The 25,312-nt window shown below is 44.3% G+C and carries 18 protein-coding genes; 12 read left to right on the forward strand and 6 right to left on the reverse strand.

Going from position 1 to position 25,312, the window contains the following annotated elements; all coding sequences use genetic code 11:
- Positions 1 to 332 precede the first annotated feature (332 nt).
- Entirely contained in the window at positions 333 to 1,043 is a 711-nt protein-coding gene (gene rpiA, locus AACT52_RS16420; protein WP_073632320.1) for a ribose-5-phosphate isomerase RpiA, read from the reverse strand.
- 158 nt (positions 1,044 to 1,201) lie between these two features.
- On the reverse strand, positions 1,202 to 3,931 hold the full coding sequence (locus tag AACT52_RS16425) for a two-partner secretion domain-containing protein (protein WP_096549328.1): 2,730 nt from the start codon (positions 3,929 to 3,931) through the stop codon (positions 1,202 to 1,204).
- A gap of 332 nt (positions 3,932 to 4,263) precedes the next feature.
- On the opposite strand from AACT52_RS16425, the gene AACT52_RS16430 reads away from it, so the two are divergent.
- From AACT52_RS16430 to AACT52_RS16445, 4 genes are all read left to right on the forward strand, one after another.
- On the forward strand, positions 4,264 to 4,944 hold the full coding sequence (locus AACT52_RS16430) for an S-layer homology domain-containing protein (RefSeq protein ID WP_073632322.1): 681 nt from the start codon (positions 4,264 to 4,266) through the stop codon (positions 4,942 to 4,944).
- A gap of 510 nt (positions 4,945 to 5,454) precedes the next feature.
- The gene (dxs, locus tag AACT52_RS16435; RefSeq protein WP_073632325.1) at positions 5,455 to 7,362 is read left to right on the forward strand and encodes a 1-deoxy-D-xylulose-5-phosphate synthase; all 1,908 of its coding nucleotides are present in this window, start codon (positions 5,455 to 5,457) and stop codon (positions 7,360 to 7,362) included.
- A gap of 707 nt (positions 7,363 to 8,069) precedes the next feature.
- Positions 8,070 to 8,186 (forward strand): photosystem II reaction center protein I, encoded by a 117-nt coding sequence (locus tag AACT52_RS16440; RefSeq protein ID WP_073632326.1) that lies wholly within the window; start codon positions 8,070 to 8,072, stop codon positions 8,184 to 8,186.
- 213 nt (positions 8,187 to 8,399) lie between these two features.
- The gene (locus tag AACT52_RS16445; protein ID WP_073632328.1) at positions 8,400 to 10,913 is read left to right on the forward strand and encodes a DUF3769 domain-containing protein; all 2,514 of its coding nucleotides are present in this window, start codon (positions 8,400 to 8,402) and stop codon (positions 10,911 to 10,913) included.
- A gap of 188 nt (positions 10,914 to 11,101) precedes the next feature.
- Here AACT52_RS16445 and AACT52_RS16450 read toward each other — a convergent pair whose 3' ends face one another.
- A complete protein-coding gene (locus tag AACT52_RS16450; protein ID WP_073632330.1) occupies positions 11,102 to 12,760 on the reverse strand; it encodes a hypothetical protein in 1,659 nt (552 codons plus the stop codon).
- Between the two features lie 218 nt (positions 12,761 to 12,978).
- Here AACT52_RS16450 and AACT52_RS16455 point away from each other — a divergent pair, with 218 nt between their 5' ends.
- Both AACT52_RS16455 and AACT52_RS16460 read left to right on the forward strand, forming a co-directional pair.
- Positions 12,979 to 16,269 (forward strand): alpha-mannosidase, encoded by a 3,291-nt coding sequence (locus tag AACT52_RS16455; protein ID WP_073632428.1) that lies wholly within the window; start codon positions 12,979 to 12,981, stop codon positions 16,267 to 16,269.
- A gap of 471 nt (positions 16,270 to 16,740) precedes the next feature.
- Complete coding sequence (locus AACT52_RS16460) at positions 16,741 to 17,652, forward strand: hypothetical protein (protein ID WP_233153969.1); 912 nt, start codon at positions 16,741 to 16,743, stop codon at positions 17,650 to 17,652.
- Between the two features lie 431 nt (positions 17,653 to 18,083).
- Here AACT52_RS16460 and psbN read toward each other — a convergent pair whose 3' ends face one another.
- Positions 18,084 to 18,215: a photosystem II reaction center protein PsbN gene (gene psbN / locus AACT52_RS16465; RefSeq protein ID WP_071838312.1), complete on the reverse strand. Its 132-nt coding sequence runs from the start codon at positions 18,213 to 18,215 to the stop codon at positions 18,084 to 18,086.
- An 83-nt stretch (positions 18,216 to 18,298) separates the two neighbouring features.
- On the opposite strand from psbN, the gene psbH reads away from it, so the two are divergent.
- The 4 genes from psbH (at position 18,299) to pth (ending at position 21,605) form a co-directional block, all read left to right on the forward strand.
- The gene (gene psbH, locus AACT52_RS16470) at positions 18,299 to 18,505 is read left to right on the forward strand and encodes a photosystem II reaction center phosphoprotein PsbH (RefSeq protein ID WP_069350974.1); all 207 of its coding nucleotides are present in this window, start codon (positions 18,299 to 18,301) and stop codon (positions 18,503 to 18,505) included.
- Positions 18,506 to 19,057: 552 nt separating this feature from the next.
- Positions 19,058 to 20,545, forward strand: a complete 1,488-nt coding sequence (locus AACT52_RS16475; RefSeq protein ID WP_073632332.1) for a transposase — start codon at positions 19,058 to 19,060, stop codon at positions 20,543 to 20,545.
- 136 nt (positions 20,546 to 20,681) lie between these two features.
- The gene (locus AACT52_RS16480) at positions 20,682 to 20,954 is read left to right on the forward strand and encodes a TatA/E family twin arginine-targeting protein translocase (protein WP_073632333.1); all 273 of its coding nucleotides are present in this window, start codon (positions 20,682 to 20,684) and stop codon (positions 20,952 to 20,954) included.
- A gap of 12 nt (positions 20,955 to 20,966) precedes the next feature.
- Positions 20,967 to 21,605, forward strand: a complete 639-nt coding sequence (gene pth, locus AACT52_RS16485) for an aminoacyl-tRNA hydrolase (RefSeq protein WP_073632335.1) — start codon at positions 20,967 to 20,969, stop codon at positions 21,603 to 21,605.
- A gap of 140 nt (positions 21,606 to 21,745) precedes the next feature.
- Here the strand turns inward: pth and rpsU are convergent, their stop codons facing one another.
- Both rpsU and rsmI read right to left on the reverse strand, forming a co-directional pair.
- On the reverse strand, positions 21,746 to 21,925 hold the full coding sequence (gene rpsU, locus AACT52_RS16490; RefSeq protein WP_041034566.1) for a 30S ribosomal protein S21: 180 nt from the start codon (positions 21,923 to 21,925) through the stop codon (positions 21,746 to 21,748).
- 128 nt (positions 21,926 to 22,053) lie between these two features.
- Positions 22,054 to 22,911, reverse strand: coding sequence for a 16S rRNA (cytidine(1402)-2'-O)-methyltransferase (rsmI, locus tag AACT52_RS16495; protein WP_073632338.1), 858 nt, complete (start codon positions 22,909 to 22,911; stop codon positions 22,054 to 22,056).
- A 125-nt stretch (positions 22,912 to 23,036) separates the two neighbouring features.
- On the opposite strand from rsmI, the gene AACT52_RS16500 reads away from it, so the two are divergent.
- A complete protein-coding gene (locus AACT52_RS16500; protein ID WP_073632340.1) occupies positions 23,037 to 23,900 on the forward strand; it encodes a sugar kinase in 864 nt (287 codons plus the stop codon).
- A 430-nt stretch (positions 23,901 to 24,330) separates the two neighbouring features.
- The gene (locus AACT52_RS16505; protein WP_073632342.1) at positions 24,331 to 25,182 is read left to right on the forward strand and encodes a 3'(2'),5'-bisphosphate nucleotidase CysQ family protein; all 852 of its coding nucleotides are present in this window, start codon (positions 24,331 to 24,333) and stop codon (positions 25,180 to 25,182) included.
- Positions 25,183 to 25,312 lie beyond the last annotated feature (130 nt).

The raw sequence follows: 25,312 nt of genomic DNA on the forward strand, positions 1-25,312 counted from the left end.
GTCAACCAACAACTCACTCTGTAAATATCCACTCCAAGGGTTCTACTGATGCCCATACCAATAATCTTATAGGGTTTTCTATTATTTCCTTTCCTGTTGTTCTCCTTTTAGGAATAATTACTTATAAAAAGTATCGTGTTGCTGTTTTCCGCAGACAAGTTGCTAACCTCGAGAAATTATGGTTAATAGATGTTAAAAATAATACTTATAGACAAGATTAAAGACAGAAGTTAACATTACTTCTGGTTTTTTACACTCAGGTATCCAGAACAAGATTTAATACGGGCGTAAGGCATTGCCTCTCAGTATCCTTACGCCCCTAGTTCAAATAACTACAATTCCCGGACTACAGGTTGACCATCTTTGACTTCGCCAACTAACACCACATCTGTACAGTTGACGAAAATACCATTTTCCAAAACACCAGGAATATTATTTAGTGTTTTTTCTAGATTGACTGGGTCATCAATATTGTCAAATTTGACATCTATAACCATGTTGCCTTGGTCGGTGATCACTGGACCAGCTTTTTTCACACCCATACGCAGTTCTGGTTTGCCACCAAGTTTTTCAATTGCCCGCGTTACAGGCGTGACTGCCATTGGTATCACTTCTACTGGGACGGCAAAAACAGAACCCAGTCGGTCAACTAATTTGGCACCATCCACAACTACAATGAATCGGTTTGCTAGGTAATCTACGACTTTTTCGCGGGTATGTGCTGCACCACCACCTTTAATCAAATTCTTTTGCGGATCGACTTCATCCGCACCATCAATAGCAATATCAATGTGGTCAATAGCGTCTAGGGTGGTGAGTGGAATGCCGTACTGCTTAGCCAGCACTTCTGCTTGAAACGAAGTGGGGACACCAACGATATCTTTCAGTTCGCCCGACTTGAGGCGATCGCCTATAAACTGAATTGCGTACGCTGTTGTTGACCCTGTACCCAACCCGACAATAGAACCTGATTGTACCAAGGCGGCGGCGGCTTTGCCAACTTCTTGCTTGCTCAACTTGACGGGATCTGCTGCTGCGGTCATTCCCAAAGCTCCTCAAAAACTTACTATAGAACATAGTAGTGGGCAAAGGGAGCGATGAGGGTAGAGAGCGAAGCGAGTATTGAGGAAGATGAGGAACAGACCTTTAATGCCGTACACAGATGAATTTTGAATTGATTTGTTCTCCTTGTCCTTTTAGGTTAGGAACCAGTACAGACAGCAGGTGTCTGCGCCGGATTATACGGTGTGACATTGGGAACTTGAGCCGTGAGAATCACATCACCGTTGGCATCGATTATCCAGCCTTGCGCTTCAATAATTTGATTTGAGGCAGGACTGGCAATATTAGTTATATTACTTAGATTATTGGTTCTATTATTGTCATCATCTATTGTCACCCAATTTGCTATTACCGACTCACCTTGAAGCGTTTCCTCAGGGCTGGAAGGCAAGCCACCGCGTCCGGTAACAGTGAACTTATTTCGTCTTCGTGCGATCGCTCCACCGGGAACACAGCTTTGGTCAATTTGATTCGACGCCTCGACTAAATTTGCTGGTAGTTCGATTAATCCTTGGCTGGGGTCAACATCGGGTGTGGTGATTTCTACAGTGCCTAATAACTCAGGACTTGCCCCTGTGGCAGTGATGTCACTTTCTAGGGTAGGTGCATTTCGGAACTGTGTACCAAAGATGCCTTGGGTTTTGATATTCACCCGACCTCCGCGAAAGTCAGTAGAATTGGCACTGATGTCGCTATTTTCAAATGCCGCTAAGACGCCCGTATCGATGTTGATATTGCCGCCGATGACTTGGTTTCCAGTGGCGTTAGTGGTGATGTTGCTGCCACGACGCAATATCAAATCTCTAGAGCGCAAGGTGATAGTCGCTTGCTCTTTGTTGGGGTCAGTGTTGATGCTTTGGGTGTCAGCGGTTAGGGTGCCGTTATTGTCCAAACGGATAGAGCGAGCATTGATGTTGAGGTTGCCTGCATTCCCTTGTCCTCGACTCCGAACAGCTACTGTAGCTCCATCCCGAACTTGCAAGGCACGAGTGTTAATTGTCAGGTCTCCCGCCGCACCTGTTGAGCCTCCTTCAGATGAAGCAAACAAGCCGCTGGGAAACTGACCAAATGTAGCTGTTGTGGCAGTGCCAATCACTTGCACAGAGTCTTTTGCATTCACTGTCAAATTGCCCCCCTTCCCCTGACCAAAAGTGCGAGCACTGACCTGTGCGCCATCTCGAACTAGCAACGTAGCCGTGTTAATCGTCATGTCTCCCGCCGACCCTGCTGCGCCTGGATCAGCTTGAGTGAACAAACCGCTGGGAAAACCATCTGCATCGGTACCAATTAGTTGTACCGCCTGTGAGGCATTAACCGTCAAAATCCCTCCCTCACCCTGATCAAAAGTGCCAGTACTGACCTGTGCCCCATCCTGAATTAGCAAGACAGTTGTGTTAATTGTCAGGTTTCCCGCCGCTCCTGTTGTGTCTGAATTAGCTGCAGCAAACAACCCGCCAGTAAATCGACGATCAGCGGAAGTACCAATCACTTGCACCCCTTGTGAAGCATTAACCGTCAAATTCCCTCCCTTCCCCTGACCATAAGTGTCGGCACTGAGCAATGCACCATCCCGAACTAACAAGGCACCAGTGTTAATGGTCATATCTCCCGCGGCTCCTGTAGAGCCTGAAGCTGTTGGAGCAAACAAACCGCTGGCAATCTGACCATCAGCAGAGGTGCCAATCACTTGCACAGAGTCTTTTGCATTAACCGTCAAATTTCCTCCCTTCCCCTGACCAAAAGTGCCAGCACCAACCTGTGCCCCATCCCGAACTAGCAACGCACCAGTATTAATCGTCACGTTTCCACCAGTTCCTGTCGCTGTCCGGAAGACAGCAGTTCTCAAGGCGCTTTCAAATTGACCATCAAAGGAGGTACCAATGACCTGCACCGCCTCCACACCGTTGACAACTAAAGCTCCTCCTGGTTTAGAGCCCAAAGTACTTGCCTCAATCCGGGAACCATCGGTTATTGTGACCCGCTTGCCCATCACCTGTACATCACCTGCACCTTCCCCACTAGCATCAACTGTGGTCTGTTGCGATAGTTGAATGTTCCCAAAGTTTTGCACGCCACCATAACCTAAGGAAAAGCCTTTGCCTTCTATCGGCGTGATGCTCACTAAACCTTCGCCAGCGACACTGCCCAATTCTATTCGTCCCCCAGGGGTCTTAAGCGTTGCCCCCTCTAAGCTGATATCACCGCCCACCAAAGCCAAGGTTTGATTAGATTGAACCCGTAGAGCATTTGTAGTATCAATTAAATCGCTGTTTGTCCTTATCCCCTGACCATCGCCCTGTACCTGAATCCTGCCCGGATTGCTGCCATATTGCAAGCCAACAGGAACACTGACAGTTAGTAGGGGTGTACTTTGAGAAAGCTTGGCAGAGAATTCGTACCCATCAGCAAATTTAACGCTGTTTGCTGTACTCGCTACAAACGAACCGCCAATATCCAAACGGGCATTGGGTCCAAAGATAATGCCGTTAGGATTAAGTATAAATAAGTTGGCTTGACCGTTGGCTTTGATGAAACCATCAATATTAGAGGCTTCTCCACCCGTGACACGGCTGAAGATATTTTGAATTTGCGAGACGTTGTTGAAATAAGCCGTGTTTTCCTTGGGAAGAGAAAACTGTGTAAAGCTGTGGAACAGGTTGTTTCCTTTTTGCGTTCCTCCCTCAATGAGGATGGTGTTGCCAGAGGGAGTGACGATGGAATTATTGGGTAGAGTCCCGTCTGGAATAATCTGGGCTTTGGCACAATTTCCAGTCCAAGCCAGTGTACTCAAACTCACTGCTACGGAAATACTCCCTGTAATCCAATAAAAATAGCGATTCAGTTGCCCGGACAAAGTGCGAAGAAACACTGCATCAGTCCTGCCTAAGTCATTTGCATCGAGTAATTCTTACTTAGGAACATAACTCATCTCAATACTCGCAACTTGAGTTTTGACTAAATATTTACATTCAAAATTGGAAATCACACCACCCTTTCATCCCTCCGCTAGTAGGTGGACAGAGGAACGTAGGGAGACTCTCAAATAACTATAAGTGTGTACGCAACATTACTAAACAAAAATTCGTCACTATACGGAAAAGACATACACTTTTCTGATACAGCTAAATTAGAAATGGTGTTAACCTAAGTACCGCAGTTTTTTTTGTGCATTCACAGTAGTAGCTAAAAGTGGTTGTAATTATGCGTCAGCTTTTAAGTACTCTTTCATTAGTGGCATTACTGCAATTGGTTCCTAACATAGTCTATGCCCAAGAAAAACCCAGTACTGAAAAACTATCTAACCCAATTGCAAAGGTAGTTGCTGCTAAAGTGATGACGAACTACCCAGATGGGCAATTTTATCCAGAACGTTTGCTCAGTAGGGCAGAATTAGCATCCATTATGGTGAAAGCTTTTCAACTGGATAAACGACAAGCTGTCACCAAAGAAAATGTAAAAGTAACAGATGTCCCTTTTTCTAATCCAGCGTTTCAGGATATCCAGACCGTCTTAAAAACCGAGATTATGAAAGGCTATCGCGGAAATCTGTTTTTCCCCAACCAACGAGTTACCAGGGCTGAAGCTTTGGCGATTTTTGCCCAAGCGTATGGAGTGTTTCAGTTTCCAGATGAGACTGTCAATGAAATTCTTGCCCCATATCCAGATGCAGCGTCTATTCCTGCTTGGGCAAAAAAAGCGATCGCCACAGTAACGACTGAGGGATTTGTCAATACAGATGCACAAGGCAATCTTTCCCCGCTACAACCGATGACTCGTGGGGATATGGCTGATGTGTTAAGTAAATATTTGCAAAGGCAACAGCCACAAGCCGAAACCCCGGCAGTACCTGGTGGTCATAATAGTCCAGAATCTTCTCAGTAATAAGGCACACACATTTTTTTCTAGAACGGCAAAGTTTGCGCTTGGCGGAAAACAGAAGTCACTTCTTGTTCATGGCTATTCTTTTGACATTTTCTCGCTGCTGTCCAAGCTCAAACAACTGCATTTACTCGTATTTTTCTAGTTGATTTTACTATCTTAGTTTTTTTTGGATACTTTTATATTTTACGTAAAACTTCGTACGTTAAATCCGGAATTTTATTCTTACCATTGGCGTGTCCCTGCTTCAATATAAGTAAATAAATGCTAATTAGTATGAAGCACCGCTTGACCCGTTTCATTAAAACGGGAAAAATTCGGCAGCTTTATGACTCATTAACGGCGTTTTAGCCAACGACTGTGACAGAAAAACCGGCCAAAACCCCAAAAGTTGGGGACAAAACAAGTAATTTTAGTCATCGGTTTTTCCGATGCCGGATTTTTACACGTTTAGACCCAACCGAGCGTGGGAAAATCAAAAATACGAAAAAGTAGAGAGGAAAACCCTACAATATGCACTTGAGTGAAATCACCCATCCTAACCAGTTGCACGGTTTATCGATTCGGCAACTGCAACAAATTGCCCGTCAGATTCGGGACAAACATCTTCAAACAGTAGCAGCCACTGGGGGACACCTGGGACCAGGATTGGGTGTTGTAGAGTTAACATTAGGGCTTTACCAAACGCTGGATTTGGATCGCGATAAAGTCATTTGGGATGTCGGACACCAAGCATATCCTCACAAACTGATTACAGGGCGCTACAGTAGCTTTGATACTTTGCGGCAAAAAGATGGAATTGCTGGTTATCTTAAGCGCGGTGAAAGCAAGTTTGACCACTTTGGCGCAGGACACGCTTCCACGAGTATCTCTGCGGCATTGGGTATGGCTTTAGCGCGGGATCTCAAAGGCGAAAAATTTAAAGTTGCTGCCATCATCGGTGATGGTGCCCTGACTGGCGGTATGGCACTAGAAGCCATCAACCATGCTGGACATATGCCCAAAACTAACTTGCTGGTTGTCCTCAACGACAACGAAATGTCTATATCTCCCAACGTGGGCGCAATTGGGCGCTACCTTAACAAAATGCGCCTCAGTCCTCCGATGCAGTTTCTCACCGATAACTTTGAGGAACAATTCAAGCAAATTCCTTTCGTCGGTGAATCCCTTTCTCCTGAACTGGGACGCATCAAAGAAGGGATGAAGCGCTTAGCTGTTCCGAAAGTGGGCGCAGTGTTTGAAGAACTTGGCTTTACCTACATCGGACCTGTGGACGGGCATAATTTAGAGGAATTGATTGCTACCTTCGGGCAAGCACATGAAATACCGGGACCAGTTTTGGTACACGTCGCAACCGTCAAGGGCAAAGGTTATGACATTGCTGAACAAGACAAAGTTGGCTACCACGCCCAATCTCCTTTTAACCTGACAACTGGCAAAGCCGTCCCCTCCAGCAAACCCAAACCCCCCGCGTACTCGAAAGTTTTTGCCCATACCTTGGTCAAACTCGCTGAACAAAACCCCAAAATTATTGGTATCACTGCCGCAATGGCAACGGGGACAGGGTTAGATAAACTGCAAGCCAAGCTACCAGATCAATATATTGATGTAGGGATTGCCGAACAACACGCCGTCACTCTTGCAGCAGGACTGGCATCTGAAGGTATGCGCCCGGTTGTCGCTATTTACTCCACTTTCTTGCAACGCGCCTACGACCAAATCATTCACGATGTCTGTATCCAAAACCTGCCAGTGTTCTTCTGTCTTGACAGGGCGGGAATCGTTGGTGCTGATGGTCCGACTCACCAAGGAATGTACGATATTGCCTATCTGCGTTGCATTCCCAACATGGTACTTATGGCACCTAAAGATGAAGCGGAACTGCAACGGATGGTGGTTACTGGCGTAAATCATACCACAGGAGCGATCGCCATGCGCTTCCCTCGCGGTAACGGGTACGGCGTCCCGTTAATGGAAGAAGGCTGGGAACCCTTAGAAATCGGCAAAGCGGAAATTCTCCGTAACGGCGATGATGTCTTGATGCTAGGCTATGGTACAATGGTCAATTCAGCAATGCAAGCTGCTGAAATTCTTAGCGAACATGGCATTGAAGCCACTGTGATTAATGCCCGTTTTGCCAAGCCTCTAGATAGCGAATTAATTTTCCCATTAGCTAAGAAAATTAAGCGCGTTGTCACCTTGGAAGAAGGTTGTGTCATGGGGGGCTTTGGTTCAGCAGTTGCAGAAGCGCTGTTAGATGCTAATATCGTCGTTCCCATCAAACGCATTGGTGTGCCAGATGTTTTAGTGGAACATGCCGAACCTAATCAATCTAAAGCAGAAATCAGTTTAACAAGTCCCCAAATAGCTCAAAAGGTGTTACAAGCTTTCTTTCAACAAGAACTTTCTGCTGTGGGCTAAATTTCCAGTAAAATGGCACGCTCATGAGTTCCCAAATTACATAGAACCAGGTGAGTGATGAACCCAGCACACCCTGCTCTTTTTTGGGTTTTCGCGTGGTCACACCAATTTAATCTGATTTTATAGGTTCACGCCTATTCATAAACCCGGTTTCTTGATGAGTTACCGGGTTTCTTACACGAAGTTGCAATTTCTTGGCATCAGAACTGGGAAACATCTGCCTTCAGTCAACGTCTCACATTAACTAGAGACATTAACGAGTTGACAACTTAAAATTAAGGAGCATTTAAAACAGTGAACAGTGAACAGCTACCTACGCAGTGACGCTTTCTCGGGCTGGTAGGGGATTTAAAAGAGCCACCAACGCTTATGCCTACGGCACGTCTCTTGACGAACGGTGCTCGGGGGTGGGGGACTTAAACATGCAAAGGATGAAACTGATAACTGATAACTGATAACTGATAACTGTTAAAGGTCAGATAACCCACAAAGGACACTCAATTGCGGTAACGATTCTTTGCCAATACCTGCATTCCAAAGCGAACGACTCTGAATTACCCTGTGATCAGCCGCTTTTTGGACAGCTACTACCGGGCATGCACTATCAGTGTTCTCCAAAAAGAGAACAAGATTTGGGTAAGATAAAGGAGCTATCTTTTCTGCGTCGCAGACACTGAAAGCTTCTCATACCCACAGGAGATATCTAAATGCTGACTTTAAAAATCGTTGTTTATATAGTTGTTGCCTTCTTCGTCGGTCTCTTTTTCTTTGGATTTTTGTCGGGCGACCCTGCTCGTAACCCTGGTCGTCGGGATCTCGAGTAAAAGCGCGACAAATTATCCGTGACTGCCGGAAGGCGGAATACATTATACGCCTAGAGACACTTGGCTCTAGGGAAACCTGTTCTTTGCGAATGTCCTCCTCCGGGGTGGCTTGCCTAAATCTCATCTAGGCAGAAGGCAAAAGCTGGGAGGCATAATGTGTTATGTCCTTCCGGCTATTTATTGGCTATTTGTTAGCTTGATTCGTGCTAGAGTATGCTTCATCCAGTTCTGCCGCCCGAACCGCCTCCGATTCTCGAATCTTTACAATCTGCAAATCCCACCCCAGTCCTGAAGGCTGACACTAAGACACTGGGGAACAAAGAGAAGTCTGAGGTACAACGGGAAACGCCTCTCCAAACTGCTGGGCAAAAGCCTACTGATAGTGATTTATTAGTTGCTAAGACATTAGCCGCACCCAGTAAACCGGAAAGTTTGCCACCTGAATTTTCTCCCATCACCACTTCTAAAAGTGCCGCTTTACTGGGTGATCAGCTTTCCATTGGTTATCCTGTACAGGAACTCAAAGGCTTTAGTCCCTATGATGGTGGCAGTAGAAATGCCGCAGATGAAACATTCCTTACTGGAGAGAAAATTGCTCAAACAGTTACCATTGAGAACTTATCTCAGAAGGACAAGCAAAGAGTCGTTGAAACAACCCAAACACCAACTCCGGCTAACACCTCAACTGAAAAATCAACAAGTGATCAACCAGTACAAATAGAATTCAAGATTCGCAACCAAACAACTGAACCGTCAACTCCTGCTCCCCCTAATACCCAAAATCAATCGGCACCAACAGGACAGCCAGACAGCACAACAAGGCAACAAAGTCAACCATCAGGTACAACAGCGCCTTCTAACACGCCTGCAGCCAGAGAAAGAATTGTGGAAATTACTTCTGATACACAGCAGTATGACGAGCAGCGGCGGATTGTCACGGCTGAAGGTAATGTAGTTGTGCGCTTTGATGGAGCACTCATAGATGCCGATCGCCTGCAAGTCAGTTTGGAGAATTTGATTGCAGTGGGAGAAGGAAATGTTGCCTTGACACGGGGTGACCAAGTTTTGCGGGGTCAACGCTTTACTTATAATATTGTCCAAGATAGTGGGGAACTGACAAACGGCAGAGGTGAAGTTTTTATACCAACAGCCGGGTCGGATTTCTCTTTCTTACCCACCGATGTGACAACCGGAGGAGTACCAGCGCGTCCTCTAAGCGATCGCATCCGAGAAAACCAACCTTTACAAGCTAATAGTCCTGGAGGTCTTAACATTAACGCAGGTGGTACAGGGGGTGCGAGGAACATACCAGTGCCAAAACAAGGCGGTCAAGTCAGACGGGTACGTTTTGAAGCTGGAAAAATTGATTTCTATCCCCGAGGTTGGCAAGCCAGAGATGTCCGACTCACCAACGACCCTTTTTCACCTCCAGAGTTGGAAGTACGGGCAGATAAAGTTACCGTCACCCGAGAAACACCTTTACGCGAGCGCATCAAAACAGAGCGACAGCGTCTAGTATTTGACCGAGGGGTATCTTTACCTATTCCCAAAGATGAGCAGGTTATTGACCGTAGCCAGCGCGAAGTCACTCCTGGATTATTCTCTCTTGGCTATGACGGCGACCAACGGGGTGGCTTATTTATTGAGCGTGGCTTCAAACCGATCAATACAGAAGCATTCACCTTTCGTATCGCACCTGAGTTTTTTGTTCAAAAAGCAGTACAAAGCGGTGCTGGTAATATCCCATCGCTGTTTGGTTTAAAGACAAGCCTCAGGGGTACTTTGAGTCCAAAAACTACCGTCGAGGGTACTGGATTGTTAACCAGTTTCGACTTGGACGATATAGAAGACAATTTGCGGGCGAGTTTGCGGTTGCGCCAGTTATTAGGTGAGCAAAATCCCCACACGCTCACACTAGAATATAGTTACCGCGATCGCCTTTACAACGGTACCCTCGGCTTTCAAACAGTCCAAAGTAGTCTTGGCGGTATTCTTACCTCTCCTGTGATTCCTTTAGGCAATAGCGGCATCAATCTCAGCTATCAAGGTGGCGCTCAATACATTAATGCCAACACAGACCGCCAAGACTTACTGAAACCAAAGCGGGAGAATGACCGCATCTCATTGACTCGCCTACAAGCAAGTGCTGCTCTCAATGGGGGCATTTTCCTATGGCAAGGGCAAGGATTACCAGCCACAGCTACTGAGGGATTACGGTATACACCAAACCCAGTCGTACCGTATTTACGACTTTTTGGTGGATTGACTGGCACAACCAGCTACTACAGCAGTGGCGATAGCCAAAATACCTTAACTGGTACCGTTGGTTTGGAAGGGCAGTTCGGTCATTTCTCTCGACCCTTTTTTGACTATACCGGCTTTAGAGTCGAGTACTCCCAAGGTCTAAACACTGGCTTATCGCCCTTTTTGTTTGACCGTCAAGTTGATAACAGCGTGCTGACTGCTGGAATTACACAGCAAATTTATGGACCATTCCGCCTCGGCTTTCAAACATCAATCAACTTGGACACTGGAGAACGCAGCAGCACCGACTACGTGGTGGAATATAGTCGCCGCACTTATGGAGTCACCTTGCGTTACAACCCAGTGCAGGAATTAGGTGGCATCAGCTTCCGAATTAGTGATTTCAACTGGTCTGGTGGCACTGATCCATTTTCTGACCCTTCTGAAATTAAGCCAGTTGTAAATGGTGTACGGCAGCGGTGAAAAGTAAAAAGTAAAAAGTAAAAAGTAAAAAGTAAAAAGTGAAAAGTAAAAAGTGAAAAGTGAAAAGTGAAAAGTAAAAAGTAAAAAGTAAAAAGTGAAAAGTAAAAAGAGAATTCCCTGAAGAGGATGGGTGAGAAAAGAAAATTTTCTTCCTCATCGCCCTCATCGCCCTCATCGCCCTCATCTTCTTATTTCCCTCGCAACAGCCCCCGCAAAAATAGACCAATTTTCACAAATATATCTTCTAGCCAAAGCATGACGCGGTCTAGCCATTCGAGTATTTGCTCTAGAGGATGCTTTTCATACCCAATCGTTTGAGCTTGTGTTTCAATCCAATCTGGCTTCGCCTCAACTTCAGTCGTTTGTTGGTACTGCTGGTCAAGAATTTCACCTTTATTGCTGTTGTTTTCAGAATCGGGAAGTGGCGATCGCTTAGAGAACAAAGCAAGTATTGGGGAGAGCTTCCGAATTTTGAGTTTTGAGTTTTGAATTTTGAATTTTGAATTTTGAATTTTGAGTTTTGAATTTTGAATTTTGAATTTTGAATTTATTTCTCCTGTTGTCCTTACAGAAGAACTATCGGGGAGAGCAGATTTTGTGGTTTGAGATGATGTAACTAATAATTGTTGCTCATCGACAACCTCTGTGCTCTCTTGCAAATCCCCAAACAAATCGTCCATTGTTAACCAAGGATCTGCTATGTTCTCGCTTTGCAAATCAGGGCTTTTGGGCAAAGCTGACGAAGGAGGACGCTGTGGTAGAGCAGTTTGTGGTTTCTTATTTCCACCTATTGGTAGTTGGTCAACACTATTTGTTGGAGTTGTTTGCTCTAATTTCTTGGGATTGCGTCCAAAAAAGTAATGAATTGCCCCCCAAATTAAAGCTTGAATCTTCGATGTTTGATGTTCCCCATCAGGAGTTAATACTTCTTGTTCAGCGGTAAATTGCTGGTGTTTACCATAGAGAAATATGTTTAGCTGATTTTGAACAGCTTCGAGCAATTGCCCACTGACGCGAGATATTGGTACTACAGCATAAGATTCCATCTGGGCAACAGCTGCGTCTAGTAATGCTAGCGCTGGGGAAGGTAAAGGTAAATATTTATACTCAACTATATCTTCTGTTACCGTTTCCTGAGGTAAAGCAGGTACCTCGCGTCTACTACCGGAAGTCAGCTTGTTCAATAAGTGGTCAATTTCCGATAAAATCTTGGTTTCATTTTTTACTTTAGCCATCCGCCAAGAACGCCAGTATTTAGTAACTTCGTCATTAATCCGATTTTGTAATTTTTTCTGCTGCTGGGGCGTCAAAATGTCGAGAATTTCATTTTCAGCAGTGACGAGTACCAAATTACGGTTTCCTAAAAGTGAAGCAATTCCCAGCACCTGAGGGGGAGATGAGGGAGATGAGGGAGATGAGGGAGATGAGGGAGATGAGGGAGAAACTCCTAATTTTGAATTAGATCCTTCGCTTCGCTCAGAACGCTTTGCGATTTTGAATTTTGAATTGATTACTTCCCCTGCTTTCCTGACTTGCAGAGTCACCACTGCTTCTAGAACCTGCTGAATTGCACTGTCGGCAGATGGAATTTCGGATTGGGAACTAGCCTCATTTCCTTGTAAATGCAGCTTAGGTTGTTGCTTGTCTGTATGCAGTTGTTTACCAGCTGATCCGGTTGCTTTTTGAATCAGCAGATACACTGGGTAAAGTAGAGCCTCTAATGACCAACTAGCAGCGACTTGTAGATGCCGTTTAGTGCGATCAAACTGTTCGCCCCAGCGCCGAGATTGCTGGTGAAAAAATTTAAAAAGTCTGCTTTGATAACGACCAGGGGTAGCAGATGGCATAAGCAATTCAAAATTCACTCATTCAAAAGTCAAAACTCAAAAGTCAATCTGGAAGACAAGCAGTGCTAGCAATTGGTCTAGCCCTTAGCTAGTGTCCAAATTAAATGCGTGGCATGGTAGTAAATTTTTGTTGAGAGCGTGGTAAGCTGTCGGACTCTCACCAAACAATAAATTCAAAGACTGTTGTGACCAGTGAGTTTCCTCATCTTAGCGAAATTATGACCTCCCAAGTCTCTCAACCTAATACCAAATTCATCTCGGAAGCAATTGAGAAGTTGCGCTCTTATGTAAGAGTGAATATTTCGTCTACTTGGCGATGCTGTGAAGCTGACTTGCCTGCGGCTGATATTAGCACCTGTGACTTTTCTGATTGGAGTCTTGCTAAAGTTAACGCCAGAGAACACATTGCTTGGGCTGGGGGGCAAAAAGTGCTATGGTTGGTGCAAAAATTGGTCATTCCCCAAAATTTACACGGTTATGGGCTACAGGGTTTGTCTTTGCGGCTGGCGCTTGTTTGGTGGGCGGACTTTGCCCAAGTTTATGTGAATGGGAGTTTGGTACTTGAAGGAGATTTATTTGATTGCTCACCTAGGGTGCTAGTTAGTCCTGCGGTGACACCAGGAGAGGAATTTATCGTGGCTTTGCGTTTGGTAAGTCCAAGTCATTGTGATGGGGCTTTGGTAAAGTCGCTGCTTATTTATGAGTCTACTGATGAGAATCGTCCTGATCCCGGTTTTGTGGCTGATGAGTTGGCTGTGATGCAGGGTTATTTGGAATCTTTTGAGTCTGAGAAGTTGGATAATTTGGCGGCGACTGTGGCGGAGATTGATTGGGAAGAAATAAACCGCAGAGGCGCAGAGAACGCAGAGGAAGATAACAGAGGATTAGAAAATTCCCTGTTTGCTCTGCGCGGAAAACTCCTCGAAATCAATAATTATCTGGGTACATCTGCTACAGGCTGCGGTTCAAAATCTAAAATTTACCTGTTGGGTCATGCTCACCTTGATTTAGCGTGGCTTTGGCGTGTCAGTGAAACTTGGCGGGCAGCACAAAGTACTTTTGAGTCGGTTCTCAAACTTCAGCAGGATTTTCCTGAGTTAATTTTTTGTCATTCTTCTCCGGTGCTTTATGCTTGGATTGAAGAACATCGCCCAGATTTGTTTGATGCTATTCAAGAAGCGGTAGCAACTGGGCGTTGGGAAGTTGTGGGGGGTTTTTGGGTTGAACCGGAACTGAATTTGATTGCGGGTGAATCAATTGTCCGTCAGCTGCTGTATGGTCAGCGCTATGTGCTGGAGAAATTTGGTAAGCTTTCTACTGTGGTCTGGGTACCAGATAGTTTCGGTTTTTGCGCGACTTTGCCGCAGTTCTTGGCTAATGCGGGCATTGAGTATTTCGTGACTCAGAAGTTGCGCTGGAATGATACGACTAAGTTTGATTATGGCGCTTTTTGGTGGCGATCGCCTGACGGTAGTGAAGTCTTTAGCGTCATGTCTGCGCTTGTTGGTGAAGGCATCGATCCTGTTAAAATGGCATCCTATGCCTGTGAATGGCAAATCCAAACAGGTCTTTCACAAGCTCTTTGGCTCCCTGGTGTCGGGGATCACGGCGGCGGTCCCACCCGTGATATGTTAGAAATCGCCCAACGCTGGCAAAAGTCTCCTGTCTTTCCTCAACTAGAGTTTACTACTGCTGAAAATTATCTACAGCAAATCAAAACTTCAAGCCACAACCAACAAGATTCTCCCCCGGCTTCCCCTGCTTCCCCTGCTTCCTTCCCCACTTGGGAGGACGAACTCTATCTAGAATTCCATCGCGGTTGCTACACCACTCACGGCGACCAAAAACGTTGGAATCGTCGTTGTGAAGGCTTATTGTACCAAGCAGAACTGTTTGCGGCTTTGGCAACTATAAGCTGTGAGGTGACATATCCCAAAGCAGAACTAGAAGCCGCGTGGAAAAAGGTCTTGTTTAACCAATTTCACGACATTCTGCCTGGTTCTTCGATTACTCAAGTTTATGAGGATGCGCTGACAACTTGGCAGTCGGTGGAAAAAGTTGGTAATGAGATATTACAGCAGTCTTTGAGTGCGATCGCATCCCAAATAAACTTACCAGAGCCACCGCAACCCAATGCTTTGCCAATTTTCGTCTTTAACTCCCTGAATTGGCAGCGCTCCCAGGTTGTTGCCGTTGACCTTCCTCATTCTCACTTGGATGCTTGCGTTTATAATCTCCAAGGAGAACTTTTGCCTTCCCAACTCACTGACGGCTCAAAGCTGCTGTTTTTAGCAAGCGATGTCCCCTCTGTTGGCTATGGCGTTTTTTGGCTTTGTCCTGAATTGCCTAAAAAAGGTAATAGTATAGCTCATTATGATGATACAAAATCGGGCTTGCAAAAGCAAGAACATTTTGATCCAAAAAGATTGAGTTTAGAAAATGAATTTCTGCGGGTAATTGTTGACGAGAAAACTGGTAATTTATCGAGTATTTTTGACAAAGTTAATGAGAAAGAAGTTTTGAGTCAACCAGGTGGAAATCAATTAGAAGCTTTTCAAGATAGTGGTCAATACTGGGATGCATGGAATATTCACCCCAACTACGAGCAGCATCGCTTAGCACCAACGCAGCTTAAATCTATTGAGTGCCTGGAAACTGGACCAGTACAAAGTCGGGTGCGGGTGGTGCGCCAAGTTGGGGAATCTGAGTTTACCCAAGATTACATACTACAGCTGCGATCGCCTGTTCTCAAAATCGCCACAACAGTTCATTGGCTGGAACGCCAGGTGTTGGTGAAAGCTGCTTTTCCTCTGAATCTAGAGGCGGACTTTGCTACCTATGAAATTCCTTGTGGGGCTATTCGCCGTTCCACGAAACCCAAAACTCCAGCACAAAAGGCGAAATGGGAAGTTTCGGCTTTGCGTTGGGCAGATTTAACAAATCCTCTCCCGGTTGACGGTACGAGCTACGGTGTCAGCCTCTTAAATGATTGTAAATACGGCTACGACAGCCAACCTCATCAACTACGCTTGACCTTGCTACGCAGTCCCAATTGGCCCGATCCAAAAGCAGACCAAGGATTTCATGAATTTACATATGCCTTGTATCCTCATGCTGGTAGCTGGGAATCAGCCCATACGGTAAGACGTGGGTATGAATTGAATCTACCAATGGTAGTCATACTATTGGCGAACGATGAGGAAAAGAGCGATAAACCTTTATCACCTGTCGGTAGTTTCCTAGATTTATCAGCTGAAAATTTGATATTAATGGCGTTTAAGCAAGCGGAAGATGACCCAGAAGAATGGATTTTCAGATGTTACGAATGCCACGGAGAGACAGCCAATTTACACTTGCAAAGTGATTTGGGGTTGACTCTGGGAGAGTCGGTGGACTTGTTAGAGCGTTTGCCCAAACCTGAATTCTTATCTATGCAACAAAGCTTTACAATACAGCCTTGGAAAATCTGTAGCTTTAAGGTGTCGAAGAGCGATCGGCATAAAACATAAGGTTTACAACAGGGGAACTCCCAAAGGCATAGTGTCCTCCGGATGCACACAGATAATCTATCTGCGTGCATCTGCGATTCCAAATAGCCAAAAACCAGATTTGTGACTGGTTCAAACTTTTCACTTTTGCCTTTTAAGATTAGAATTAATTCCGGATTCTCCGAAGCAGGTTTGTTTATTAAACATGACACAGCACATAGGTTTTGGCTAAAAGTTATAGGACTTACGCAAGAACTCTCTCAAACTCTATTTCTTTGTGTACGAGTGCGTACGAGTGCGGTTCGTTTTTTATAATCTTGCGTAAGCCCTGAATTATCCAGATTGAGAAACTTTTGCCTCTAGAAGAAATTATTTTGTTCTTATCCAATGATAATGAAAAGACACCCTATGAATTACAAGCAGATGCCTTAGGAGTTTTAGTAATTCATCTATTTATTGTATAATTTATTACTTAATTCCTCTTGGTATGCCTTGGATGAGCAGCTTTTGGGGTGTGAACCACAGCGATTAATGGAAATGCAGATGTTATCTGAAAATGTAAGTTGGACTTGGACAAGTAAATCTGTTCGTTTGTCAGGACTAGTACCTGATGAATTGTACTCCTTATCCTGCTGGAATTTACTTTTACCTGATAAGGAGCCACAGGAAATAAAAATCCCTTTAATTGAACAAGGTGTCACAGCTTGTGAAGTTTCTCTAGATCTACCTACTGGCATTTACTATATTCAATTACTTTTTGGACAAAATTTGTCAAAAAATTTGGGCTGGTGGTGTGATAGTGGTCCTTATGATATACCAGAAGCCATTGATGGAGATGAAGCAAGAGAAAATTACTGCTATACGATTTTGGGGAATAATGAATCTACAGAACAATTCATAGCTGCTGTTAATCAACTTAAATTGGATTTTGACATCCAACAGCTACAAGCAGGAATTTCTAGTTTAGAAAGTCATCATTATCATTTTCCTAACTGGTTAAGTCCTGAGAGTTTACTTCGCAAGCTAAAAGGACTTTTAAAGTTTTTGAATCAAGCGCGTGTCGAACTTGTAGGTACTCTCATACAAACACCAAAATCTGAGCAGACTCAACCTCAAGTGAAGGAGACTGCCAAACAGGATAACTGGTATTTGGTTAATGTTTCTTCGAAAAAGCGTGACGTTTTTTACAGATATCTTGACATTGCTATTACACAATACAAATTGCAAGATTTAATTGTGAAAGTGGAAGTTCCTCAAGATTCGGTATACGAAGATGTTGTGTTAGTAAATTTAAGAAACTATCAACAAGGGTATAGTCATTTGAAAAAATTGCCCCATTTTCAAACAATGGAACGCCGACCATTGACATCACAACAAGTTAGCAGGATGCTGGGGGCAAAGTGATTTCGTCTCACGATTAAGGTATTAGAGGATTTAAAACCAGATAGACACAATAACAAACAAGCCCAATTAGAATCAGCGCTAGCGAAACTCAAAGAAATGAAAGTTTCGACTAGCGTAATTGTTCAACCTTGGGCTTGAGCGTAATGCTCCGACTTCCCTCATTCACGCGAACTTGAAGTCCAACGAAAAGATTTTTAGAACTAAGAACAGGCGGAGTCTACCGTGTGACAGCAGCGACTTGCGTCGTAGTGTCACCCAGTAGCTCAACATAGACAAGTGCTGACCGGGTTCACGAGAGTCGGTAGACTTGTTACGCTGCCAAATTCTCATCTAATCAACAAATCTTTACAATAAATGGGAAAATCGGTAGCTTTCACCTGCGCTTATGGGTTGATAATTGCGATTGAGCGCAACTACCACCCCTATTAATTTTAATCTTCGTGGTCTTCAAAGGGATCGCTCAATTCCTTGCTAGGAGGGCCAAAAGAGGTGTAGATGGACAGCGCCGTGATTGTAATGACAATAGCACAGACGGAAATGCTAAGAACTATTGCGGGTTCCATGACAAGTATAGATTATGTGTTTTATTCCTATAGAATATTACAGAAGATTAAAAAATGCTTTGGCAACTCATATTAGGTGAACTATGGCACAAAGGACGCGGTTGGGAGATATCCTCAGACCTTTGAACTCTGAGTACGGTAAAGTGGCTCCGGGCTGGGGTACTACGCCCCTAATGGCTGTTTTTATGCTGCTATTTTTCGTGTTTCTGCTGATTATTCTGCAACTCTACAACAAGTCCCTGATCATCCAAGATGTTTCTGTTGACTGGCGGACTTTGGGCGGTAAGTGATGTTTAAAGTTGAAAAGCCTGCATAACAAGCTACCCCATACCCGGTTCGCCCCGGGTTTTTTTATCAGTTGTTAGTTGTTAATGATCCGACTATCCTCTACTACCCACCACTCACCTAAAATAACGCGGGAGTATGGAAGCCGCTACATTTTTCCTCTCCAAAACCGGACAACCTATTGCCTATGGCTTGCGCCACGGCTATCGCCTAACGGCAACGCTGCGCTAAGGGCAAAAAAGGCGGGTTCCATTGTCAATAAGCAAAACTAATTAAGAAAAATCCGCCTATGCATGCCTCTCCTAAAGTTCTGTACGGCGCTTCATGAGTACACGCGAGTGAAGGAAGTCCGGTTTTGTCATGGTTTCACCCGACCCCAAAGTGTGTCTGTCAAGAATTAAATCAATTGACAGACACACGTTATTTATATCGGGGATGAAATACGACTCGGCAGATTTATCTGCCGCGATGTTGAACTTTGCGAAAACAGCATCAAGTGACGTGACTTCATGGTAAGATATTAACAGGAATCAGCAAAAAAATAGGAGGTAATTTAATTGGCTCGGAGTACAACATTATCGTTCATAACGGAAGTACCGTTAATTGTAGACAGCAAGCAGGAAGCAGAGTTACTATCTCGTTTTCAAGCAGGAAGACAACTCTATAATGCCTGCTTAAATGAAGCGATGAAGCGATTAGAGTTAGTTGGCAACTCCGAGCTATATAAGAGTGCTAAGAAGATTTTTAGAACTCAGAAGAAAGAGCGATGTGAAGCTTTCAAGAAAGCAAGAGAGCAATACAGATACTCAGAATATGACTTGCATGCTTTCGCCACAATAACGAGTAAGAAGTCTAAATGGATAGCTGAAAAAATAGACTCTAATACTCAACAGAAACTAGCTACGCGGGCATTCAAGGCAAGTGAGAGAGTTATGTTGGGTGTGGCTAAAGATGTGCGGTACAAAGTACCAAGTCGTTTCCGCTCAATGGAAGGCAAGTCGAATAAAACTGGTATTAGATGGAAAGATAACTGCCTGGTGTGGGGAAAACTCATGCTGAAACCAGTCATTGATCCAACCAATTTGGTCATTCGGTATGGGCTTGAATCTCCGGTTAAGTATGTTCGCTTGTTGTGGCGCATCTTAAATGGCAAACGTCGGTGGTATGCGCAGATGATCAATGAAGGGTTGCCCTACCAGAAACCTCAGAATTATGTTTCTGACGGTTTGATTGGTTTGGATCTTAACATCAGCAATATTGCTTTTGTTGGTGATAAACATGCTGACCTATTGGCATTCGCGCCAAATGTCCCCACCTTCCACAAAGAAATAGCGGTACTGCAAAGAAAGATGCAACGCTCTCAACGTACCAACAACCCAGATAATTTTGAACCAAACTTTATAGGTAGTTGCGGGCGCAAGACCGTTGTTAAAAAAGGCAAAGTTAAAAAGAACAGCCGCAAGTGGAACAAGTCCAACAATTACCGCAAAGCTGCTGCAAAGAAACGTGAGCTAGAACGTAGAAAGACTGCGTATGCAAAAAATCAAAATCGTCGTGTTATTAACGAGATTTTGAGGCATGGCAAAGATATCAAAACTGAAAATGTCAGTGTAAAGGGATGGCAAAAGCGATATGGAAAAGCCATAGCTGCCAAGTCCCCAGGATTTGTACAATCAGAACTGATCCGCAAAGCTGAGAAAGCTGGTGGCACAGTTATCAAGTTCTCTACCCAGAAGACTGCGCTAAGTCAAACTCATCTTAATGGTGAGCGCATCAAAAAGACTTTGTCGCAGAGAGTGCATATCGACAGGTTAACAGGTGAAGGAATGCACCGCGACTTGTTCAGTGCTTTTCTGGCTAAATTCGTTAATCAGGATGAGCTTTCATTGCAGGATGCTGTTGAGCAGTATCCAAGGTCGAAGTCGATCTTGTTTGGGGCGTGGAGGCGTTTTAAAATCTGCGAGATTAGTAGGCAAGTCCGAACACCCGTGCCTGATTCCCGGCAGAGCAGATCCCAACGCAGGCAGAAAAAGTTAGCCAGATAGTCAGCAAGGACGACAAGCTAACTCGAATTTCTGCCAAAATCTGCGTGTCTTTAGACCGCAGTATGGCTTAATAACTATTGATTAGACTACATATGTGGGTTTTGTCAGGCGGTTTTTGAGTTTACAGGAGAAAAACATGAATGTATTTGGTATCGGTTTACCAGAAATGGCTTTAATCTTTGTGGTAGCGCTGTTAATCTTTGGTCCTAAGAAGCTACCAGAGGTTGGTCGCAGTTTGGGAAAAGCAATTCGCGGTTTTCAACAAGCTTCTAGCGAGTTTCAAAACGAGTTTGAAAAAGAAGCAACTCAGTTGCAAGAAGCTGTGAAAACGACTGCTAAGCTAGAAACTAACGAAATACAAGCAGCTCAGTTGCCACAAGACACTACCAGTTCTGCCCAAAAAAGCTAAACTGAAGGCAAAATGACGGAAGCTATTGCCAAAAAAATGGTGATTCCCCAGCTAATAGTTGGGTTGGGGAACCCAGAACCCAAGTACGACAAAACTCGCCACAATATCGGTTTTGCTGCTGTAGACGCGCTATCTCGTTGTTGGAAGATTCCCTTAGCAGAAAATCGTAAGTTTCAAGGGGAGTATGGCGAGGGAATCGCAGCTACTGGAGATAAAATCCGCTTGCTGAAGCCATTGACTTATATGAATCGTTCCGGACAAGCAATGCAAGCCGTGACAAGTTGGTATAAGTTAGAACCTGAATTGGTGTTGGTCATTTATGATGAAATGGATTTACCCTTAGGAAAAACTCGGCTGCGCTTGTCTGGTTCTGCTGGGGGACACAACGGGATGAAAAGCGCGATCGCACATCTTGGAACGCAAAACTTTCCTCGTTTGCGTATCGGTATTGGCAAACCAAAAGGTACAGCCAACGCCAATGAATCAGGTAGCGTTTCTCATGTCCTAGGACGATTTTCTGCTGCTGAAAATGAGGTCATGTCTCTTGTCCTCCAGTTTGTCGTGGAATGTGTAGAACTGAGTCTCAAGCAGGGAGTAGAAAAGGCTATGAATGTTTGTAACAGCCGCTCTTTTGATAGTCCTGAGTCTTAGACTGTCTCTGTGAGTTAAGTATAAATACATAATTTTCTGACTTAACGCATCCGTAACACAACTAAATCGTACCCCAACAAGGGGTACGATTTATTTTGCTTAAGTAATGTATTAAGCAACCGAATACGTTAAGACTTATTTTATTTCATACGTCGCTTGCGTCTAGCTGCTACTGCCTTGCGTTTGCGCTTTTCTTGTGGTGTTTCAAAATGCCTGTGGTACTTTACATCAGCTAAAATTCCAGCTTTAGAAACTTGGCGTTTAAACCGACGTAGAGCTGAATCAATGCCTTCATTTTCTCCTAAAACCACTTGGGTCATTCTTCTTGTTCCTCGTGTTCCTCATAATCAATATCTCCCATTGTAGTGCTGCCTTAACATTGGCGAAACTCCCCTTAAGAAAACTGAGACAGTAGCGGAAGTAGGGAATAAGAATTTTTGAGGATTGATTATTGAGTCTCTTGGTCCATTTTGATTGCAAGCGCTAATTGATATAGTTGACGACGGGGAAGCGAAGTCATTTTTGCTAACTGACGGCTAGCTTGCGATCGCGATATTCCCTGACTCATAATCTTTAGCAACTCTGCTTTGAGTTCTTCTTCGCTAAGTTGTGGTTGAGCCGGTGGGGTTCCCGCCACGAGTAAAGTATATTCGCCTTGGGGTTCGCGTTCGCTGTAGTGAGCGATCGCACTCTCAATTGTTCCCCGCCAAAATTCCTCATACAATTTAGTTAACTCTCGCGCTATGACGATTTGGCGAGAAGTTCCGAAAATATCTGCGAAATCTTGTAAACTTTCGCGCAAGCGGTGGGGAGATTCGTAGAAAATGAGTGTGCGGGATTCTGTTTCCAGGGATTGTAGGTGCGATCGCCTCTGTTGACCTTTAGCTGACAGAAATCCTTCAAAAACAAATCGATCTGTTGGTAATCCTGCTGCACTCAATGCCGTAATTGCTGCATTTGCACCAGGAATTGGCACGACTGGTATCCCAGCCTCAATACAAACTTTAACCAGTTCATATCCAGGATCAGAAATTCCTGGTACACCTGCATCAGTGACTAAAGCAATTGCTTTGCCGTTACTCAGTTGTTCTAATAACTCTGGGATGCGGCTGCTACGGTTATGTTCGTGGTAACTCACCTGGGGCGTTTTAATTTGAAAATGTTGTAGTAGTCTACCCGTGTGGCGCGTATCTTCCGCAGCGATGACATCCACTGTTTGCAAAATTTTTACGGCACGGAATGTCATATCTTCCAGATTGCCAATCGGTGTACCTACCACATAGAGTGTTGCTGGTTTTATGTCCATGCATAAATATTATCTTGTGGGGTGGGCATCTTGCCCGCCATAAATTAGACTTTTTGCAAAATGTATTGACTATTAGGAACCACAGATTATTCAGTCTTGGCAGATGTCTCGCCTACTGCACAAAAATGGAAAAACATGGACTATTTGTCGGTTTAGTCACCTTGGACTTGATTTACCTTGCTGAGTCTCCCCCCAAAAATAACCAGAAGCTAGTCGCTGCTGACTATACTATGACCGCAGGTGGTCCAGCAACTAACGCTGCTGTCACTTTCAGTCATTTGGGCAATCAAGCTACAGTCTTGGGTGTCATAGGTTCTCACCCAATGACGCAGCTAATTAAAGGAGATTTGGCAAATCACAAAGTTGCGATAACTGATCTTAACCCCACTACCCAAAACGCGCCGCCAGTTTCTTCTATTATTGTCACCCAAGCAACTGGTGAACGGGCAGTTATTTCCATCAACGCCGTCAAAACTCAAGCAAGCAGCGAATCTGTCCCGCCAGACATTTTGCAAAACGTTGATATAGTCTTGATTGATGGACATCAGATGACTGTTGGGAATCAAATTGCCCAAATGGCAAAAGCTAAGAATATCCCAGTTGCTATCGATGGCGGTAGTTGGAAACTCGGGTTTGACAAAGTCTTACCTTATGTAGATTATGCTCTTTGTTCTGCTAATTTTTATCCCCCGAACTGCCATACTGAAGATGAGGTTTTTACCTATCTCAGTCGAGTTGGTATTCCTCACATCGCCATCACTCATGGAGAAAAACCCATTCGATACCTCCAACACGGTAAAACAGGCGTGATAGATGTGCCGACAGTACAAGCCGTTGATACACTAGGGGCTGGAGATATTTTCCACGGTGCTTTTTGTCATTACATTTTACGGGAAAGTTTTCCGACTGCATTGCAGCAAGCAGCACAGATTGCTTCTTTTTCCTGTCAATTTTTTGGCACACGCCGCTGGATGCATTCTCAGCAGTAAATTTTTCACTTTCAGGGCTTACGGAACAACTCTCTCTAACCCTCTTTTCTTCGTGTCCTTTGCGTCCTTGGCGGTTCGTTTTTCTATGATCTGTGCAACCTATAGGTATCCGACCATCAGAAAGATTACGAAACCATCGAAAGCCCTTAGTAATCTGACTTCCTACTCGCTTCCCGCCAGAAGATTACTTATAAAAAACCGCCAAGACGCCAAGAACGCCAAGGTTCAAGTTCGGTAATTTTGTACCGGGAAGGGAGTAAGTAGCTGTCTAATATAACACGCTTGCCTGTCATGCTATCCTACAAGTCGTGGGATAGCCTTCTGTAGAAAGCTTAATACCGTAGTGTGCGGTATAACACTCCTGCGTTTTGGAATATGGGGATTACATAGCCGTTAAACACTCAAGACAGATAAGAGGACAAGGCAATTAATGAAAGACTTAGAAAAAATCCTAGAATTAACTCGTTCCGTAGGTTGGGGAGCAACAGATATACTGCGCTCTTTCTACCATCAGACTGGCGACTACAATCTAGAAGTACAGTATAAACAGAATGAGCCTGTCACAATTGCAGATGTAAATGTCAATAATTACATTTTAGAGAACCTGCAAGCTGCTTTGGGTCATGATGATTTTGCCTACATTAGCGAAGAAACTTACAAAGTCGAACAAGCTAAGCAAGAATGGGTGTGGATCATTGATCCATTGGATGGTACGCGAGATTTTATCGAAAAAACTGGGGAGTATGCAATTCACATTGCCTTAGTGCAGGAAACACGTCCAGTGCTTGCTGTAGTAGCAGTACCTGAAGCTCAAAAGTTGTACTATGCCATCAAGGGAGGCGGTGCTTTTGTGGAAACCCGTGATGGGAAAATACCGTTACAAGTGTCATCACGGGAACGTATCGAAGATTTAACCTTAGTTGTGAGTCGCAGTCACCGCAATCAAAGATTAAATTACCTACTACAACACTTACCATGTCAAAATCAGAAAGCAGTTGGCAGTGTAGGCGGCAAAATTGCTGCAATAGTTGAACAACGGGCAGATGTTTATATTTCTCTTTCTGGTAAGTCTGCCCCAAAAGATTGGGATATAGCTGCCCCAGAACTGATTCTGACAGAAGCTGGTGGTAAGTTCACTCATTTTGACGGTACGCCGTTGCAGTATAACACTGGTGATGTGAATCAGTGGGGTGGTTTGCTTGCAAGCAACGGTCAGTATCACGAGGTTTTGTGTCAGGAAGCTGAAAGGATTTTGCAAGCGTGGGAAGAGGTGAAAAATTGATTGCGATGCAAATTTTAAAACTCAATATCTTCCAGTTTCACTCCTTGCCCAGATTGAAGACTTTTTCTAGCTGATTTAATTTTATAGAGGAAGCGTGGGTTGTTTTGCAAACAGTAATCTAACCAGTCAT

The sequence above is a fragment of the Scytonema sp. HK-05 genome, assembly GCF_963872035.1.
GTDB lineage: Bacteria > Cyanobacteriota > Cyanobacteriia > Cyanobacteriales > Nostocaceae > Kalymmatonema.